This window comes from Ginsengibacter sp. (genome assembly GCF_057362405.1).
The window spans coordinates 1-18,270 of sequence record NZ_JBMQQG010000116.1 but is presented as its reverse complement, the minus strand read 5'-3'; the positions used below and the strand labels follow the sequence as shown (position 1 = coordinate 18,270).

Sequence of the window (18,270 nt, the reverse complement as noted above, 5' to 3'; positions counted from 1 at the left end):
TCTTTCCATGCTGTATAAAATTGAATGAGGAAAATCTGTATTATATAAAATAAGGTCGAGGATATGTTTTTTTGTAAAACTGCCCTTATATGTTTTTAGGTATACTTCAAAACCAAATAGTGAATACAACAGGTATCTTAATTTTATTGCTTCGTAACCATCGTGGTGATTATTGCTTAACTCATTCATGGTAATCCTGGTAATGTCGGTAGAATGGATCGATCTTTCCAGGAATTTTCCGATATTAATAAAAGTAAATCCTTCGCCCCGGGTCATAGTATTATCAACAGTTCCTGTGAATAACAACCCGCTTCTTATCAGCCTGTCGATAGTTGAAATAGGGTCTGCCATGCTTACTTCTTTCCTTAAATTATCATCGCGGATAAAATGATAATAATCGTTTAAGCATTGCCATACTTCTTTCGTGATGTGATCCTGTATGCCTCTTGCATTCTCTCTTGAAAACATTACATTATTATAGGCGGAAGCGTTGTTATTGCGATTGAAGATCATGTATTCAAGCGCCTTCGCAGAACTTGATTCCATTTCGCGGATCTCCTCATCGGTGAGTTCTCCGTAAATTTCAAGAAGAGGCATCCATTTAAAATCAGTTACATCGTCCTGCAAAGCGATGTACTGTGTAAGGATAACCTGCAGCATGCCATTGGTTCTTTCCATGTACCGTCCCAGCCAATAAATTGTATCTGCAACTCTACTTAACATAAGCGTTTATAAGTGTAAATTTTGAAAGATTAAGAAAATATAAAACACAACCACAACCAATGAACCATCATAATGACTCACTGACTTTCTCTCATATCTCCCAATCTTTTAAGCTAACACCCATGTATCCTTGCTGCCACCTCCTTGCGAAGAATTCACAATCATAGACCCTTCTTTCAATGCAACTCGTGTTAAACCACCGGGTACTATGTTAATTCCATCGGGTCCATATAATGCAAACGGCCTTAAGTCTACACGGCGTGGTTGTAAGATACCATTAATATAGCATGGCGTTGATGAAAGGCTGATAATAGGCTGCGCAATAAAATTTCTCGGGTCGGCATTAATAGCTTCCTTGAACTTAGTTATTTCCTCATCGCTTGCCGAGTTGCCCATTAACATTCCATAGCCGCCCGATTCGTTGGTACGTTTAACCACCATTTTATGCATATTCTCGAAAACATACTTTTTACTATCTCCATCGGCAAGTTGGTAAGTAGGTATATTTTGTAAGATGGGTTCTTCGTTCAGGTAATATCGAATCATATCGGGTACGTAAGAATAAATAGCTTTATCATCGGCCACCCCATTGCCCATCGCATTTACTATGGCAACATTTCCTTTTCGGTATGCCCAGTAAATACCGGATACTCCTAAAATGCTGTCGCGTCTGAAAACCAATGGATCAATAAATTCATCATCAACCCTGCGATAAATAACATCTACCTGCTGCAATCCTTTGGTAGTTTTCATGAATACATGATTGTTATCTACCATCAGGTCACGGCCCTCTACCAGTTCAATACCCATTAACCTGGCAAGTGTTGTATGTTCAAAGTATGCTGAATTATAAATACCGGGGGATAGTAATACTACTGTTGGATTACTAATTTGCCTGTTTGCCAGCGCCATTAAATTTTTATATAAAAGATCAGGATACTCTTTTACTGAGCGAACGTTGTTTTTAGGTAGCAGATCGGGGAAAATGCGGTAAGTTATGCTCCTGTTTTCCAGCATGTACGAAACACCGGAAGGCGTTCGCAGGTTGTCTTCGAGAACATAAAACTTTCCATCATCGTCTCTTATAAGATCCAGTCCCGAAATATGGGTGTAAATGTCAAACGGAACATCTACATTCATCATTTCCCGTAAGAAATTGGGGCAGGAATAAATAAGCTGGGGAGGAATAATTCCATCGTTTAGAATAAACTGCCGATGGTAAATATCTTTTAGAAAAACATTTAGTGCCTTCAGCCTTTGCTTTAACCCGGATTCTATCAACTGCCACTCGCTGCTGGTAATAATGCGGGGGACAATGTCAAACGGAAATATTTTTTCGATTCCTTCTCCACTACTGTAAACTGTAAATGTTATGCCCTGGCTCATAAAAAGTTTCTTGGCCATTTCATCTTTGTGTGTCATTTCTGCGGGTGGTAAACCTTCTATTGCTGAAACGAAATTTTTATAAGGAGAACGTATGCCGTCGGCACTAAACATCTCATCCCATACATTTGGCTGGTCCTGGTACGATTGGAGAAGTGAATTTTGACTCATGTTGACTGAAAATACAAAAAATTTAATTTACGGAAATTATTGTCATGAATAATAAAAATATTGAAGCACTAAATTGATGTCCAAAAATAGAATTGACCTGAATACAACTTTAGCCGTTATCTTTCGGTTGTTGAATTGCAATGCATTTTATTTGCGAATATTTGCTGAACTTAGGAAATACTAAAACCAGCGCTTTTTTTATGGGCCGCTCTCTAACGTTTTCTTTTTGTTGTTTGTTAATTTCGATCATTTATGTTCCTAAAACATTTGCCCAATTATGCCAGGGAAGCCTGGGAGATCCTGTAGTTAATATAACCTTCGGATCTGGTTCTAATCCTGGCCCTCCACTTGGGAATACCAATTATACCTATGTTGCGGGCGATTGTCCGAATGACGGGTTTTACACGATCGCCAACTCTACCAGTTCGTGTTTTGGAGGTACCTGGCATACAGTTATAGAAGATCATACACCAGGAGACGTAAATGGATATATGATGATTGTAAATGCTTCCTATACACCCGGTGATTTCTTTGTAAAAACTGTAGATGGTCTTTGCCCTAATACAACTTATGAATTTGCTGCCTGGATGTATAATGTGCTTCAGCCATTTGCGTGTAACGGCCAGGGAATTAAACCTAACATCACATTTAACATTGAAACTACTTCCGGCACTGTTTTACACTCATATCAAACCGGGGACATACCTGTATCTACTAATTGGAACCAGTATGGCTTCTTTTTTTCAACACCCGTTGGAATAAGTTCTGTTGTGTTGCGGATGACCAATAATGCGCCGGGTGGATGTGGCAATGATATATTATTGGATGATATTACTTTTCGTGCATGCGGACCGTTAGTTACAGCAAATATTAACGGATCTGCTGATTCGGTCGATGTATGTACCGGAGATAATGCGGTGTTTACTTTATTGGCGAATGTTTCCGCAGGCTATACTGATCCTGTTTATCAATGGCAGACCAGCACCAATAATGGAGCTTCGTGGGCGAACGTTCCGGGCGCAACAAATATAACCTATGTGCGGCCGCCTGTAATTACACCCGGCCTTTATTTATACAGGTTGGCAGTTTCGCAGAGGGAAAACATGAATAATGCATCCTGCTCTATTTTATCCAACGTGGTAAAAGTAGGTGTAAATAAATACCCGGTTGTTGCTGCGTCTAGCCTTGGCAGTTGCACAGGTGATACTCTATTTTTACTAGCAAATGACGGTGTATTTTTTTCCTGGACAGGGCCGATGAATTTTTCAAGTAATGAAGCGTTTCCTTATATTCCTGCGGCTACTGCGGGTAACAGTGGAATGTATCATGTAAAGGTGACGTCTGCAAAAGGATGCACCAGCACTGACTCAACCCTGGTTGAATTAACACCAAAACCGTTCGTAAACGCCGGTGCTGATGCAGAAATTTGTGAAGGGTCGTCTACGCGGCTAAATAGTTCGGGAAGTAATAATATTACATCTTATACCTGGAAACCGTCGTCGGGTATCTCAGATGTTCACCTGCCAAATCCATTCGCTTCACCGGATGAAACGACATTATATATTCTTACTGTTGCAAATAACAATTGCGAAGTTTCCGATTCGGTATTGATTACGGTAAATAAATTACCTACGTCCAATGCCGGCCCCGATAAAATTATTATTAAAGGCCAGTCTGCCACTTTGAATGGAATTGCCGGCGGTACTGATGTTACTTATACCTGGACGCCCAATGTAAAAATAACAGGAATTGCAACCCTTAACCCTGTCGTGAATCCGCTGGTCAACCAAATGTATGCCTTAAATGTATTTTCAAATAAAGGATGCGGAATAGCGGTTGATAGCGTATTGGTCAAAGTATACCAGCAATTATATGTTCCAAATGCATTTACCCCTAACGGTGACGGAATAAATGACACGTGGTTTATAGAAACACTGGAGGCGTATCCTGGTGCTGAGGTTAAAGTCTACAATCGGTATGGACAAACGGTTTTCGACAATAATGGAAAAGATATTTGGTGGGATGGAAAATTTAAGGGTGTTCAACTTACTTCAGGCGCCTATGTTTATATTATTGATTTGAAAAATGACACTTCACTCATAAAAGGAGTGGTATATATTTTGTTATAGTTTTTTTGATCAATTTTTTTGTCAGCCTGCAAATACTTTTTCTTTCGCCTGCAAAGAAGTAATTACCGGGATAACTTTAAAATCTGCAAGATCATTCCAGTTTTGGATCCATTCGTAAATCTTCTTTTCTGTATCACTTTCCATAACCTGGTAGCAGGCTGTAATGTCTTCATTAATCCAACTGTTTATATAATGAACGCCTTGAGGCATTAGTCTTCCCTTCTCGTCAAATCTTTTATATAGTTGCTTCACTTTGCCAGGATGAAATGTTTCAATTATCATGTACAGCATAGAAAGAGTTTTTTAACTTATATAACTATTATGGTTAAACGTAAAATTGCGGCAGGGGATTTAAAGTGAGATTCTGGCGCTGATGCCAGTATGGATAAATCGTGGGCACCTCACTTGCGGCATCGAGTCTCTTTACCTGTTCGGTTGTAAGATTCCAGCCTGTAGCTTCGATATTTTGTTTCAGCTGTTGTTCGTTGCGGGCACCAATAATGATGCTTGAAATAGTAGGCCGCTGTAATAGCCAGTTTAATGCAACCTGGGCAACGGTTTTATTCGTTTCTGCTGCAATAGCATCCAGGGCATCTACAATGTTATATAGTAATTCATCATCAATTGCATGGGCAGGTACCGGGCTTCCGCCTTGTGCCACGCGACCGTCGCCAGGCACCAATTTATCACGGCGATATCTGCCACCCAATTTTCCTGCAGCTAAAGGCGACCAAATGATTGCTCCAACTTTTTGATCAATTCCCAACGGCATCAGTTCCCATTCATACTCGCGGTTGGCTAATGAATAATATACCTGGTGTGCAACATATCGGTTCCAGCCATATTTATCGGAGGCGGCAAGTGACTTCATTAAATGCCATCCCGAAAAATTTGAAGCAGCAATGTATCGTACTTTACCACTTTGTATTAAGTCGTCAAGCGCACGCAAAGTCTCTTCTACAGGTGTGTTGCCATCAAAGCCATGCATGTGGTATATATCAATACGATCGGTACCTAATCTTTTTAAACTTCCTTCAACTTGCTTTATTAAACGATATCTTGAGGAGCCCTGGTTGTTGGGCTCTTTGCCAAATGCGAAAGTGGCCTTGGTTGAAATGAGTAATTGATTTCTTTTTCCATCTATTGCCTTTCCCAAAATTTCTTCTGAAAGCCCTTGCGAATAAACGTCAGCAGTATCAAATAAATTAATTCCTGCATCGAGGCAAATATCAATCAAACGGATCGCTTCTTCTACCTGTGTATTGCCCCACGCTTTAAAGAAATCACTTCCTCCACCAAATGTTGCAGTCCCAAAACTGAGCACCGGGACCTGCAATCCGGAGCCTCCTAGTTGCCTGTATTCCATATTTAGTATTTTGAATAAATTATCAAAATGAAATTATAGTTGTTTTCATTTGCAAATATCCGGCAATATGAAATAATATTTCACTTAGTAATTAAAGACAAGACATCGGGATACAAAATGGCAGTAAACGTTAATTGATAGCGATTAAGTTTTAGCAAGGTCATTCATTTTTTTACGCCATAAGTAGTAAGAAAGAAATAAAAATATTAAGGGCAAGATCCAATAAAATGTCTTTGTCTTTTTCATATTTTATTTTTGAGGATATCGCGGTTAGATTCAAAGATTTGTCGGCAAGTATTCCAATAATTTGCCTTCTGGTTGGATCCGAAATTGCCCGGAATGCATCCCGCCTGGCTTCCATATGCAAGTATTTTACTTGCGCAAATATTTTGGGAATTATTTTTTCCAGGGCTAAAAAATTAGAAAAATACGGCGATGAGAATAAGGTGTCATTATTTTTTAATGCTTAATGGAAAAAGAACCTCTTTGAGAAACCTAAAGTTTTCATATCTATCACGGTTATCCGAAGATGAGATCTGCTAACACTGTATGTTGGGGGGTATCTTATAGCTTTTTCAAACTAAAAAAACTAACTTTACAAAGGATTGCTTTTAAATGATAATGAGTGTCTGGATGGTTATTGCTTCCTATCGCAAATCGCCTGGTAAGTAAAAGTTTTTTTAATATGGTTGCGATAAAGTTCTATTGATGTGAGCGATAATTTGACACTGATTTAAAAGGATTGCATCGGCTAACTTTCTCAACACGAAAAACACGGGACTACGTTTGATCACTTCAGTAGGAGAGGAGATGGCGAAGTTATTTATATCATTTAACAGCGCATGTGTAAAATATTATTATTAAACCCAATTGCTCATAATAAGGAAATATGGATACATCACCAGTAACCCCGGAAACATCCGAAATCGTAATTCAAAACGTAACGGTTGATAGCATGCAGGTAAACGTAAAAGGGGAGATAAAGGAGATAAAAAATAATCTTGGCGAATTGAAATCGCTTTTGGAAAACCTCAGTGCTGAAAATTTTAAATCAGGCGATAAGATATATAATATCGGTAGCATTACTAATGCCGTTTTCAGCGCCGAGATCGGGAAGAAAACATTCAATATGTATCTCTGCCGGAAGCTTACAGAAGCGTTAAGTGTTTATAGTGCCGATGCCAAAGATTTCCTGGATAATATAAAAGAAGCGGATAAGGCAGATTGGGAAACACAGGTTCGCTACACCCGCAAAGCCAACGGCTACATCATCTCATGTTTTGTAGGCGTATTGGGCATGCTCCTGCAAAAGGTAATATCCATCGGTATCAGCGCCTTTACATCTAACAGTTCCCGGGATTATATTGAAGTTTGTATAGCAACGGCAACGCGGGCTCTTCAGCTTTTATGTTTTTCTTTTATCTCAAAACTCTGGGATTATAAAAAAGGCAATAACCTTGAACTTACCCGCGATCAGGCCAACACTCTTAGTAATTTTTTTAACTCTGAAATTGAACTTAACATCCAGGATTATGTGGAGCTGTTAAGTACTTTAGTCAGCATTTTCGACGCTCAAAAAATTGTATATCCTTTTAGTGAATTTAATAAAGGCAACCTTGATGAAGGCAGCAGTTTTGCTAAAGCTTGTAAAAATTTGGAAGACATAAAAAGTAAATTAGATTCGGGCCAGGTTGTTTACTTCACTGCTTTTGAAGCGGAAAATGAGCTTACAACTTTTCTGTCGGCATTAAGCTTCCTTGCAAATTATAAAATGGTATCTGTAAAACAAATTACTTATAACAACATAAGAAATGAGGATGTTCGCTATCTCCACTCCTATACTTTCCTCGGAGTAGATGACGATGATAAATTATTTTCTACCAAATTTAAGTATGATGAACGCCCGATTAGCAATGATGCTGTGCTGATTTATAAGGATAAATACCAGGAAGGCCTGAACCTATTTCCTTTTATTATTGACGTAAATGCATTGACCAACGAATTGGAAGTTAAAATTTGCTTTTATACCTGCTTTGAAGAAAGGAAGAAAAGGTTAACCTATTTTGACATCAACAAAATTACTTCTGATAAAAGCGACGATTTTAAAAGCGCAGGTGATCCTTCACAGGTAGTTATTCAGTTTAATGAAGATATAGAAAGGGATTTGCAATCGAACACCGACCACGATATAACCGGGTTAATGAAGGATACAGGAAAGTTTAAAAACTTTCAGTTGAATGTTGTGTATAAAATATTTCAAATTGCCCAAAAACAAATCCTGGATTGATAGTAAATGATAACCTGACTAGTATTTATTTGACAACCATTTATCACCGGTTAAAACTTTTGTTTTCTCATGAAGAAGTATCCATTTAAATTTTTAGATTCCTACAACCAGGATGACACTGATATGTTCTTCGGTAGAAATGAAGAAACAGATGCCCTTTATTCAATGGTTTTTCAAAATTCCATCTTGTTGATCTATGGCGCTTCCGGTACAGGAAAAACAAGTTTAATCCAATGCGGGCTCGCAGGCAAGTTTAAACCCTACGACTGGTTGCCACTTATTATCAGGCGGGGAAATAATATTAATGCGTCGCTTGAAAAGCAACTGGCAGATGCGGGTGGAAATGATGTAGACGATGAAGACATAACTACTAAAGACCCTTCCAAAAAAATAACAGGGTTACTGCGTTTAATCAAAGGAGTTTATCTAAATAACTTTAAACCCATCTACCTGATATTCGACCAGTTTGAAGAGTTATATGTATTGGGCACAAAAGCCGAACAGCAGCAGTTTATTGAAGCAGTAAAAGAAATATTGAGAGCGGAGCAACCTGTTAAAATGATCTTTTCCATTCGTGAAGAGTATCTTGGTTATTTAAATGAGTTTGAAAAAGAAGTGCCGCAGCTATTGCACAAAAAGCTTCGCATAGAAGCTATGACTCTCGATAAAGTATCAGATGTAATAAAGGGTATCAATAACTATAAACTTTCAAACGTAAGAATTAAAACTGATGAAATAGATACCATAACACAAGGCATTTTCGATAAGATAAAAGGAAAGAAAAAAACGCTCACCATTGAGTTACCTTACTTGCAGGTTTTTTTAGACAAATTGTATGTGGAAACCACGCATGATGAAAGCCGCCAGGCGGATGCGCTTATAACATTAGATGTTTTAAACCGGATTGGCGATATCGGGGACGTGTTGCGGAATTTCCTAGAGGAACAGGTAAAAGCCATCAGCACCAGGCTAAGTGCCAAATATAAAAATGTTACCACTGAAGTTATCTGGAAAATTCTGTCGCCATTTTCAACCTTAGAAGGAACCAAGGAACCTATTTCAAAAAAGGAACTGGCAGAACGGCTACCCGATTTAGATAAGAAACTGATAGATGAGTCGGTTGAATCATTTGTAAACAGCCGCATAGTAAATTGTTCTGAAGACGAAAATTTATACGAACTCGCCCATGATTCACTTGCACTAAGGATTGCTGAAAAAAGAAGCGATGAAGAAATAGCCATCCTGGAAGTACAGAGGTTGATAAAAAGCCAGTTGTCTGTTAAAGATGAGGCAAGAGAATATTTTACCGAAAGGCAATTATTATTTATTGAACCTTACCTGGAAAAATTTAAGGTGAGTGATGAAGAGAGAGACTGGATTAATAGGAGTCGCAGCTATAAAGAGGAAGAACAAAAAAATCAGCAAGAACAGTTGTTGAAATTGCAGGAAGCAAAGGCAACAAAGAAGCGGTTGCGAATTGTGCTTGGCCTATTGAGTATTGCCATAATTACCACCGCTGCTGCTGCGTTTTTTGGAATAATTGCTAACAAAGCAAAGAAAGAAGCGGTTGCGCAGGCAACAAATGCCACCCTGCAATCTGACACCGCAATTATTGAAAGGCAGAAAGCGGATAGTTCAAACAAAATAATACAGATGGCTATTGATTCAATTCAAAAAGTAATTTTTGGATTGCCGGAGGAAGACTCAATAGTTAAAAGAAGTTTTGAACAAATACAAAATAATATCTTGCATCAATATGTTATTGAAAGTAAGCCTGTTAAAAAGGAAGATACTTTAACGGTTGGTAGTGTTTACCAGGGAGGAATTGTTTTTTTTCTTTATCAAACCAACGATCACGGATTGATAGTAGCGCAGAGCGATTTGAATGATGGTAAAAAAACAGGATGGGAAAATGCAAACGCATTGTGTAAGCAATTTTCTCCTGCGGACGGATTTGATAACTGGCGATTACCCACGATAAACGAATTAAAATTGATTTATAATGAAAGAAACAAGATTAGCGGCCTCCATCAAAATGATCTCTATTGGAGTTCCAGCATTGCTGGTAATGGGTATGCCAGTTTAATTAATTTTGGAAATGGCGCCACCAATTATAGATATAACACAACCCAGGGTCATTTATTTTATGCACGTGCTGTTCGGGAATTTTAACCGTTAGTAGTGATTTTACAGTTCCATAATTTGATCCCAAACTTTTTTCAGGACCGGTATTCCATTGGCCAAATTCCTTTTCCTGTTTTGCAAAACACGTTCACCCGGAAAAGTTATTTTTTTAGATTCATCTGCGGGTACGGATAGATGATAGTCATCAATAATTTCATTTACAGTTTTTGCAATCAGCGAATAATTGCTCAATTTAGAAATATCTATAGCGATAAATAATTGCGAGATATTTGTTTCCGCACCTGCTTTTGTTATTTCATGTCCTGCCAGACCCCCTGATAGTATAGTAGTAAAAATATCCAGCAACAGCGACAAGCCTGCACCTTTCCAATACCCTATAGGTAAAGCACGCCTCGAAGCAAGTATTTCTGCCGGATCATTTGTCATTTCATTATCGTTATTAAATCCACCAGGTACCGCTAGCTTTTCATTTTTAAATACGGCTAATTCCATCGCGCCATAAGAATATTGTGACATTGCCATATCCAATACAATTGCTTCGCCCTTGTATGGTAATGCCATCACAAATGGATTGTTACCCAGTTTTGAATCAATAGCTCCCCAGGCAGGCATAACACTTATAGTATTGGTAATGCCAATAAAAACAAAGCCGGCTTTTGCCGCCTGCCAGCCGTAAGTACCGCCGCGTATCCAGTGGTTAGTGTTGGCTAATGCCACGCAGCCAATACCATTTTGGTTTGCCAGGTCCATCGCAGTTTCTGTAGCATGAATGGCATTCAATATTCCCGGGCCCTGGTGCCCGTCCCACTGTTCTATACCGCCAAACTTATGATGCAAGGTTGGAATTGCATCAGGCTTTACATACCCTAGTTTTACATAATTTACAAAAGCAGGAAAACGGTTCACTCCATGCGTATAAATTCCATCAACGCTGTTGGCTGTAAAAATTTCGGCAATAACGCGGGATTTTTCTTTTGTAAATCCCAGTTCATCTAAAATAGTTTCAAAACGTTCCTGCATATTTTTTGGCGAAATCAGGATTGTTGTATCAACTGGCATAATTATGTCGTTTTAGTAAATATTGCTTTTATTCAATCAAGCTAAATTTCAAGCTGCACTTTTAACGCGTTTGTTTTATCACCTGCAAGTTTCATGGCTTTGTTAATATCTTTTAACGGTAGTATACCGGTAATGAATAGACGTAGATCAATTCTTTTTGCCATCACTAGTCTTATTGCTTCATCAAACACATTTCCATAACGGAAAGAACCCATAAATTGAATTTCTTTTGCCATGACCTGGTTTGCCGGAAGAGGAATATCTTCTGTGCCCAATGTTCCAATCTGAACGATAGTGCCGCCCGGCCTTACGAGGTCAAAAGCCTGGCGCAATGCAGGCCTGGCACCCGAAGCTTCAAAAATTATATCAAATCCATCACCCGTTATTTCTATTGCTTTCTGCTGCAGGTTTTTTTCTGAAGGATCCAATACCTCATCAATGCCGCAGTTTAATGCAGATTTTCTTCTTTCAGAAACTATATCACTTAGCACTACCGGCACCGCACCAAAAGCCTTTGCTGTTAAAGCGGTTAGCAGGCCAATAGTTCCACCACCGGTAATCAAAACTCTCATACCTGATACCGTGGTAGGCCGCTTTACCGCGTGGAGCGCTACCGCCAAAGGTTCTATCATGGCTCCTAGTCCGTCGTCTAACCCTGCAGGTAAGATGTGACATTGATCAGCTCTTACGGCTACAAATTCAGCCATTGCTCCATTTGTCGGCGGATTGGTACTTCCGCTGCCCAACATAATTGTATTAGGGCAGAGATTTCCCCTGCCACTTTTGCAATAATCACAAAAGCCGCAGGCCCTGGCAGGATTAACGGTAACTCTTGTTCCCGGTAAAAGTAACGGGTGTGTATTACCGCTTAATTCTACTACTTCTCCCGTTAACTCATGTCCAAGGATAAATGGTCTGGTAGGTGTAAAACTTCCGCAGTATCCATCTTCAAAATAATGCAAATCCGATCCGCAAATACCTACTCTTTGCACCCGAAGTAGCACCATACCCGGGGACAAATCAGGTGTTTTTAAATTTTCAAGCCGAATATCTTTGGCGCCATGTAACACAGCAGCCATCATTGTTGTGGGCATTTTGGGTAATATTATGATTAAAATTATTTTGCAAAGTTGTTATTGCGATTCGAAATGCCTGGAACCATTCGGAACAAATGAATAAAAATCCAGCCAGCCAGGTTCAACTGCTTAACCCTGTACCAACCTCTTCCCCGTCAAATATTTCTCTCTTATAATTTCATACACCGGCTTATTGTATACCTTACTCTCAAGCCATGAAATAATATCAAGATAGGCAAAGGCTCTTGTTTCGAACCTGCTTTTTTCCAGGTGTTTTATTTTATTCAACAGCTTTTCAAATTCAGGTTGTAGCTTTCTTGCAGAGAGATAAAATGAATTCTTTAAAAACTTAAACATCTCCTCTTCAACAAGGCTCAGGTTTTGCATCTTCGCCATAAACCGGTATACAGATTTTATAAGATACTCCAGCAATTGAAAATTGCCCAGTTCGTAATGAGAGATTAAATGAAGCAACCTTGCATAACATTGCAGATCGTTGCGCAGGTCGACTTTCCAGTTTATGATTTTATTTAGATAATCTATGGCTGTGTCATAGTCTCCTGCGCCAAAATATAGGGATGCAATCTTGTAATAAAAAACCAACACGCGATGGTGATCCATGTAATTGCTAAAGTTTTTCAGTTGTTTTTCAATTTCAGGAACTATTTTAATTCCTTCTTTAAAAGTTCCTTCGAGAAAATGTTGATTAAGTTTAGAAGTATATAAATATATAAAAACCTGTACCTGGTTGTTGTTGCTTTGTTTCACAATATCCGAATCACGAAACGCTTCCAGCAATTGTATTGTTTTAGTAAAGCCGCTATAATTTCTTAGGGTGAAATGCGCATTTAATAAATTGTGCAATCCTTTTATATAATTCGCCGTTTCTATTTCCTTCATCCCGGATTCATCGGTAAAAAGGTCTACCCATTTTTGAGTGTAACGGTAATACATTAAAAAGTCTTGTCTTATAAACGCATTCCAGCAATAGCTTTGGTTGTAATATAATTTTTCATAAAAGCCTTCGGGGTTTTTTATGTCATCTGTAAGATGTTCAAGAAAATAATTTTCAACTTGTTTTTCATCGTCGCTGTTTCTCGCATGGCCGTTTTTAATATACCAGCTATATAACAGTAAGGCAAGGTTGGAGAGTTTGGTTACCCTTTCCAACTGCACATTAGACTGAATGGATTGTAATGAAAGAGCATCTGCACGGTCCTGCATGCTCCTCGTAATATGCAACGTTTCAATTTTCTTTTCCAGGAACAACACTTCAATCAGGAAGGTCATTTGATTGTAGGTTATTGCATTTTCTTTTACGCGGTCTAATATCTTGAGGCTTTGCAGGTAAAGACCTTTGTTGTATAAAATTCTGGCATAATCCAGTTGTTCATGCAATTGAATATCTATGTTTTCATTGTTTTCAAGCACACGAAGGCTCGCCAGTATTTGCTTGTACAAATGAGCTTTCATGTTAGAAAGCTGCTCTTTTTTTATAGAGACAGTTTTGTTGATGAGTTCTTTTTCATCATAATCTTTCATCTTGTCTAATGCATCAAATAATTGTACAATTTTAAGTTCTGGCGATGATGAGTTTCTTTGCACATAAAGCTTAAAATTCCTCTTTTCCGACTTTTGGAGGGAATGAATCAATTGAAATAACGAATCGGTTGATCTGTTGGGCATCGTAATAATTTTACCGCGAATGGCAGTAATATCAGGGGTTGCGTGAAATTACTAATCCTTTCGGCAATGTAAATTTCTGTTTTTTTGTTTAGAATCTTTCTTTCATATATTCTACTTTCATACCTACAATATCAGGTTATTACAAGTAACCTTTTTTTCTCCTGACGATTGCTATGAACAAAGTGACAATTTATTATGAATTAAGTAATAATATACTATGGACAAAGTAATAATATTCGATACCACACTCCGCGATGGAGAACAGGTGCCAGGTTGTAAACTTAACACTAAAGAAAAAGTTGAACTGGCGCTTGATCTTGAGCGTTTAGGAGTTGATGTTATTGAAGCTGGCTTCCCTATTTCCAGCCCGGGGGATTTTGCTTCGGTGAATGAAATTTCAAAAACGATAACTAATGCAACTGTGTGTGCATTATCACGTGCAGTTGAAAAGGATATACAGGTAGCAGGCGAAGCTTTAAAATATGCAAAGCGTCCACGCATTCATACGGGTATTGGAACATCGGATTCCCATATTAAAAGTAAATTCAATTCTAACAGGGAAGATATTTTAGCAAGGGCTATCCAATGTGTAACATGGGCAAGAAATTATACTGATAATATAGAATTTTATGCCGAAGATGCCGGAAGAACTGATAATGATTACCTGGCCAGGGTTATAGAAGCAGTTATAAAAGCTGGTGCTACAACAGTAAATATTCCCGACACTACGGGCTATTGCTTGCCATATCAATACGGTGAAAAAATTGCTTATCTAATCAATAACGTTTCTAATATCGATAAGGCCGTTATATCATGTCATTGTCATAACGACCTGGGACTGGCCACAGCCAACTCTATTGCAGGTGTTATTAGTGGCGCACGTCAGATTGAATGCACCATCAATGGACTGGGGGAAAGGGCCGGAAACACCTCGCTCGAGGAGGTAGTGATGATCATTAAGCAGCATAAACATTTAAATTTTTATACCAGCATCGATGCGACGCAACTAAACCCGATGAGCAGGAAAGTTTCGGACATTATGCGTATGCCGGTGCAGCCAAATAAGGCTATCGTAGGCAGCAATGCATTTTCGCATTCATCCGGTATTCACCAGGATGGATTCTTAAAAGATGCGCTCACTTATGAAATTATTAACCCCATTGAAGTTGGGGCGGATGATTCAAAGATCGTACTAACGGCGAGGAGTGGACGTAGTGCGCTGGCCCATCGTTTTAAAAAACTGGGTTACGAGTTTACGCGAAATGATGTGGACGTTTTGTACGAATGGTTCCTTCAGGTAGCTGATAGTAAAAAAGAAATTGAAGATAAAGATCTTACGAAGCTCGCAACTGATTATAAAGAAAAGAGTTTTGTTACAAGTTAGTTTTATGCAGTTTTAGTTTTATGATAGGTGGGGGATTGTCCCCCACTTTTTTAACTAAAAAAGGAAAAAGGCTGAACATTATTTGACAAATCTTTTTACATGAAATTTCTTCTTTTTTGGATCGTAACAAGTAACCAAAATAAAATGGAAGCAGTCGAAGCGACGTTAACAGAATCCGCATTCTTATAAAATAAAATGAAACAGGCATTTCTTTTGGAAGTAAAAAACCTAACAGTTCAGTTGTCAGGCAAAGCCGTGTTAGATAATGTTTCGTTTAAAATAAATCGTGGCGAATGCCTCGCAATTATAGGCCCATCCGGAAGCGGCAAATCGACCTTAATAAAAACACTTGCCGGCAATTATTTTACCGGGGGCATTATTAATTTTAAAAACCGGAATGGTGGGGCACCGCGAATAGCGGCCATTTCGCAACAACATTATTTTAAAAATCTTTCCAACACGAGTACATTTTACTACCAGCAGCGCTTTAATTCATGCGACACAGAAGATGCTTTAATGGTAAATGATGTTCTGGAAAATTTATCCGGCGATGAAAAAGTGATCCAGGAAACTTTGGAGACATTAGGCATCGGGTATATACGTTATACCAGGCTTATCCAGTTATCTAACGGTGAGCATAAACGTTTTCAACTGGCCAAAGCAATTCTTCAAAATGCTGACTGGCTTTTGTTGGATAGTCCTTACACAGGACTTGATGTTGCCGCAAGAACTTTATTAAACAGCATTATAGATCATCTTATAGCAAAAGGCGTCAATGTTTTATTGGTTACCTCTTATGCTGATATACCCGCATCCATTAGTCATGTTGCTTTACTGGAAGATGGGAAATTGAAGAAAAAGATATCGCGTAGCAAATTTAAACACCCTGTTCATCAGAAAAAGACTTTACAGTTATTGAATTCAAAGCCACTGGAATCAATAACTCAGGTATATAACCATGCTGAGTTTTCGGTTGCAATCAAGATGGTTGATACTAATATAATTTATAATGGGAGAAAAATTCTTGATAATATTAACTGGAAGGTAAATAAGGGAGAATGCTGGAATGTGTCGGGACATAACGGTTCTGGCAAATCCACTTTATTAAGTTTGATTACAGGAGATAACCCGCAGGCATTTGCCAACGAAATTTATTTATTTGACCGGAAAAAGGGAAGTGGTGAATCCATCTGGGATATCAAACAGAAAATTGGATATGTGTCGCCTGAGTTACATCATTATTTTGATGCGGCATGTTCATGTTTTGAAGTAGTAGCATCTGGGTTGTTTGATACAATTGGTTTGTTTAGAAAATTAAACGAAATGCAAAAATCAATTGTAAAAGAATGGATGTCGTTGTTGCATTTGGAACAATTTGAAAATAGAATATTCAAACAATTGTCTAACGGGCAACAAAGACTTGTTCTCCTGGCGAGAGCATTAGTAAAAAATCCGCCTTTGTTAATCCTGGATGAACCCTGCCAGGGATTGGACCAGGAGGTGAGCGCATGGTTTATTGCGTTGATAAATGAGGTATGCGTTCGCATGAAAAAAACATTGGTATATGTTAGCCATTACGAGGAAGAAATTCCGCCGTGTGTTACCTACACTTTAAAACTTGAGCAGGGAAGAATTGCGGCATAGCTAAAAAATAAAATAAAAAATATACGTAAGAATGGAAAAGAGGATTGCGGTTATATTAGGTGATGGAATAGGACCGGAAGTAACACATCAGTCCATAAAAGTGTTGAATGCGATAGCGGCGAAGTATCGCCATAATTTTTTATATAGTTATGGTTTAATGGGAGCGGTTGCCATTGATAAAACGGGAGATCCCTTGCCACAACACACTATTGATATTTGCCGTACGAGTGATGCAATTTTGTTTGGGGCCATCGGCCATCCAAGATATGATAATAATCCTGGTTCAAAAGTTCGCCCTGAACAAGGATTATTAAAGCTCAGGAAGGAATTACAATTGTTTGCAAACATTCGCCCGGTAACAACTTTTGATTCTCTGCATCATCTTTCTCCCTTAAAAGAGAAACAGTTACAGGATGTTGATTTTATAATATACCGCGAGCTAACCGGTGGTATTTATTTTGGCAAAAAGCAAACGAGCGAAAATGGTACAGAAGCATCTGATTTATGTATTTATAACAAGAGCGAAATTGAGCGTATCGCCCGTTTGGCTTTTGCTTCTGCGCAGCAAAGAAAAAAGAAACTTACATTAGTTGATAAAGCAAATGTTTTAGAAACGTCCAGGTTATGGAGAAAAACGGTGCAGGAAATTGCAGCAGATTATGCCGATGTGAAAGTGGATTACATGTTCGTAGATAACGCGGCCATGCAAATAATTGTGAACCCAAAACAGTTTGATGTAATACTTACCGAAAATATGTTTGGCGACATTTTAAGCGACGAGGCGAGTGTGATATGCGGGTCGTTAGGTTTATTGCCGTCTGCGTCTATTGGTGTTTCCTCCGCGTTGTTCGAACCTATTCATGGTTCGTATCCACAGGCAGCCGGAAAAGATATTGCGAATCCAGTTGGATCCATCTTATCAGCAGCCATGATGCTCGATTATTTTGGATTACATAGCGAGGCAGGCGAAGTGAGAGAAGCGGTTGCGTGGACGTTGGATAACGGATTTGTATCGCAGGATATCGACCCGGAAAATCCACATTACACGTCAACAATTGGAGAATTTGCAAGCGACTATATCAGCAATGATATCCCTCCTAATATTAATGCAAAAAATATTGCATTTGGTAAGGCGACGATTATTTAATTAGGAAAGGATTTCATTAAGAATTGAAAAGATTATAATGAATAAAATATAGGGTTAATAAAAAAGTTCT

The 18,270-nt window shown here is 38.6% G+C and carries 14 protein-coding genes; 6 read left to right on the top strand and 8 right to left on the bottom strand.

What is annotated here, in order from left to right; genetic code table 11:
* Both ACO1O5_RS09965 and ACO1O5_RS09960 read right to left on the bottom strand, forming a co-directional pair.
* On the bottom strand, positions 1-723 hold a 723-nt coding region (locus tag ACO1O5_RS09965), incomplete at its 3' end, for an alpha-E domain-containing protein (RefSeq protein WP_486269777.1).
* A gap of 108 nt (positions 724-831) precedes the next feature.
* A complete protein-coding gene (locus ACO1O5_RS09960) occupies positions 832-2,277 on the bottom strand; it encodes a circularly permuted type 2 ATP-grasp protein (protein WP_486269775.1) in 1,446 nt (481 codons plus the stop codon).
* Between the two features lie 200 nt (positions 2,278-2,477).
* On the opposite strand from ACO1O5_RS09960, the gene ACO1O5_RS09955 reads away from it, so the two are divergent.
* Positions 2,478-4,406, top strand: a complete 1,929-nt coding sequence (locus ACO1O5_RS09955) for a T9SS type B sorting domain-containing protein (protein ID WP_486269773.1) — start codon at positions 2,478-2,480, stop codon at positions 4,404-4,406.
* Positions 4,407-4,427: 21 nt separating this feature from the next.
* Here the strand turns inward: ACO1O5_RS09955 and ACO1O5_RS09950 are convergent, their stop codons facing one another.
* The 3 genes from ACO1O5_RS09950 to ACO1O5_RS09940 form a co-directional block, all read right to left on the bottom strand.
* Positions 4,428-4,697, bottom strand: a complete 270-nt coding sequence (locus ACO1O5_RS09950; RefSeq protein WP_486269771.1) for a DUF3303 domain-containing protein — start codon at positions 4,695-4,697, stop codon at positions 4,428-4,430.
* A gap of 34 nt (positions 4,698-4,731) precedes the next feature.
* The gene (locus tag ACO1O5_RS09945; RefSeq protein ID WP_486269769.1) at positions 4,732-5,772 is read right to left on the bottom strand and encodes an aldo/keto reductase; all 1,041 of its coding nucleotides are present in this window, start codon (positions 5,770-5,772) and stop codon (positions 4,732-4,734) included.
* Positions 5,773-5,944: 172 nt separating this feature from the next.
* Positions 5,945-6,133: a hypothetical protein gene (locus ACO1O5_RS09940; RefSeq protein WP_486269767.1), complete on the bottom strand. Its 189-nt coding sequence runs from the start codon at positions 6,131-6,133 to the stop codon at positions 5,945-5,947.
* A 528-nt stretch (positions 6,134-6,661) separates the two neighbouring features.
* Here ACO1O5_RS09940 and ACO1O5_RS09935 point away from each other — a divergent pair.
* Positions 6,662-8,059, top strand: a complete 1,398-nt coding sequence (locus ACO1O5_RS09935; RefSeq protein ID WP_486269765.1) for a hypothetical protein — start codon at positions 6,662-6,664, stop codon at positions 8,057-8,059.
* Positions 8,060-8,128: 69 nt separating this feature from the next.
* Entirely contained in the window at positions 8,129-10,231 is a 2,103-nt protein-coding gene (locus ACO1O5_RS09930; RefSeq protein WP_486269763.1) for an Lcl C-terminal domain-containing protein, read from the top strand.
* A gap of 15 nt (positions 10,232-10,246) precedes the next feature.
* Here ACO1O5_RS09930 and yiaK read toward each other — a convergent pair whose 3' ends face one another.
* The 3 genes from yiaK to ACO1O5_RS09915 all read right to left on the bottom strand — a co-directional run bounded on the left by yiaK (position 10,247) and on the right by ACO1O5_RS09915 (position 14,025).
* On the bottom strand, positions 10,247-11,263 hold the full coding sequence (gene yiaK / locus ACO1O5_RS09925; RefSeq protein ID WP_486269761.1) for a 3-dehydro-L-gulonate 2-dehydrogenase: 1,017 nt from the start codon (positions 11,261-11,263) through the stop codon (positions 10,247-10,249).
* A gap of 41 nt (positions 11,264-11,304) precedes the next feature.
* Positions 11,305-12,357 carry an L-idonate 5-dehydrogenase gene (locus ACO1O5_RS09920; protein ID WP_486269759.1) on the bottom strand — a complete coding sequence of 351 codons (1,053 nt, stop codon included), beginning with the start codon at positions 12,355-12,357 and terminating at the stop codon, positions 11,305-11,307.
* Between the two features lie 111 nt (positions 12,358-12,468).
* Positions 12,469-14,025: a hypothetical protein gene (locus ACO1O5_RS09915; RefSeq protein ID WP_486269757.1), complete on the bottom strand. Its 1,557-nt coding sequence runs from the start codon at positions 14,023-14,025 to the stop codon at positions 12,469-12,471.
* A gap of 217 nt (positions 14,026-14,242) precedes the next feature.
* Here ACO1O5_RS09915 and ACO1O5_RS09910 point away from each other — a divergent pair, with 217 nt between their 5' ends.
* From ACO1O5_RS09910 to leuB, 3 genes are all read left to right on the top strand, one after another.
* Positions 14,243-15,409, top strand: coding sequence for a 2-isopropylmalate synthase (locus tag ACO1O5_RS09910; protein WP_486269755.1), 1,167 nt, complete (start codon positions 14,243-14,245; stop codon positions 15,407-15,409).
* Positions 15,410-15,604: 195 nt separating this feature from the next.
* Positions 15,605-17,053, top strand: coding sequence for an ATP-binding cassette domain-containing protein (locus tag ACO1O5_RS09905; RefSeq protein ID WP_486269753.1), 1,449 nt, complete (start codon positions 15,605-15,607; stop codon positions 17,051-17,053).
* A gap of 31 nt (positions 17,054-17,084) precedes the next feature.
* On the top strand, positions 17,085-18,200 hold the full coding sequence (leuB, locus tag ACO1O5_RS09900) for a 3-isopropylmalate dehydrogenase (RefSeq protein WP_486269751.1): 1,116 nt from the start codon (positions 17,085-17,087) through the stop codon (positions 18,198-18,200).
* Positions 18,201-18,270: the final 70 nt, after the last annotated feature.

Excerpts from the sequence above, each read along its gene's own strand:
- ACO1O5_RS09950 (WP_486269771.1), bottom strand. The coding sequence starts at position 4,697 with ATGCTGTACATGATAATTGAAACATTTCATCCTGGCAAAGTGAAGCAA.
- ACO1O5_RS09945 (WP_486269769.1), bottom strand. The coding sequence starts at position 5,772 with ATGGAATACAGGCAACTAGGAGGCTCCGGATTGCAGGTCCCGGTGCTC.
- leuB (WP_486269751.1), top strand. The coding sequence starts at position 17,085 with ATGGAAAAGAGGATTGCGGTTATATTAGGTGATGGAATAGGACCGGAA.
- ACO1O5_RS09910 (WP_486269755.1), top strand. The coding sequence starts at position 14,243 with ATGGACAAAGTAATAATATTCGATACCACACTCCGCGATGGAGAACAG.
- ACO1O5_RS09955 (WP_486269773.1), top strand. The coding sequence starts at position 2,478 with ATGGGCCGCTCTCTAACGTTTTCTTTTTGTTGTTTGTTAATTTCGATC.
- ACO1O5_RS09915 (WP_486269757.1), bottom strand. The coding sequence starts at position 14,025 with ATGCCCAACAGATCAACCGATTCGTTATTTCAATTGATTCATTCCCTC.
- yiaK (WP_486269761.1), bottom strand. The coding sequence starts at position 11,263 with ATGCCAGTTGATACAACAATCCTGATTTCGCCAAAAAATATGCAGGAA.
- ACO1O5_RS09935 (WP_486269765.1), top strand. The coding sequence starts at position 6,662 with ATGGATACATCACCAGTAACCCCGGAAACATCCGAAATCGTAATTCAA.
- ACO1O5_RS09920 (WP_486269759.1), bottom strand. The coding sequence starts at position 12,357 with ATGCCCACAACAATGATGGCTGCTGTGTTACATGGCGCCAAAGATATT.
- ACO1O5_RS09960 (WP_486269775.1), bottom strand. The coding sequence starts at position 2,277 with ATGAGTCAAAATTCACTTCTCCAATCGTACCAGGACCAGCCAAATGTA.
- ACO1O5_RS09930 (WP_486269763.1), top strand. The coding sequence starts at position 8,129 with ATGAAGAAGTATCCATTTAAATTTTTAGATTCCTACAACCAGGATGAC.
- ACO1O5_RS09940 (WP_486269767.1), bottom strand. The coding sequence starts at position 6,133 with ATGGAAGCCAGGCGGGATGCATTCCGGGCAATTTCGGATCCAACCAGA.
- ACO1O5_RS09905 (WP_486269753.1), top strand. The coding sequence starts at position 15,605 with ATGAAACAGGCATTTCTTTTGGAAGTAAAAAACCTAACAGTTCAGTTG.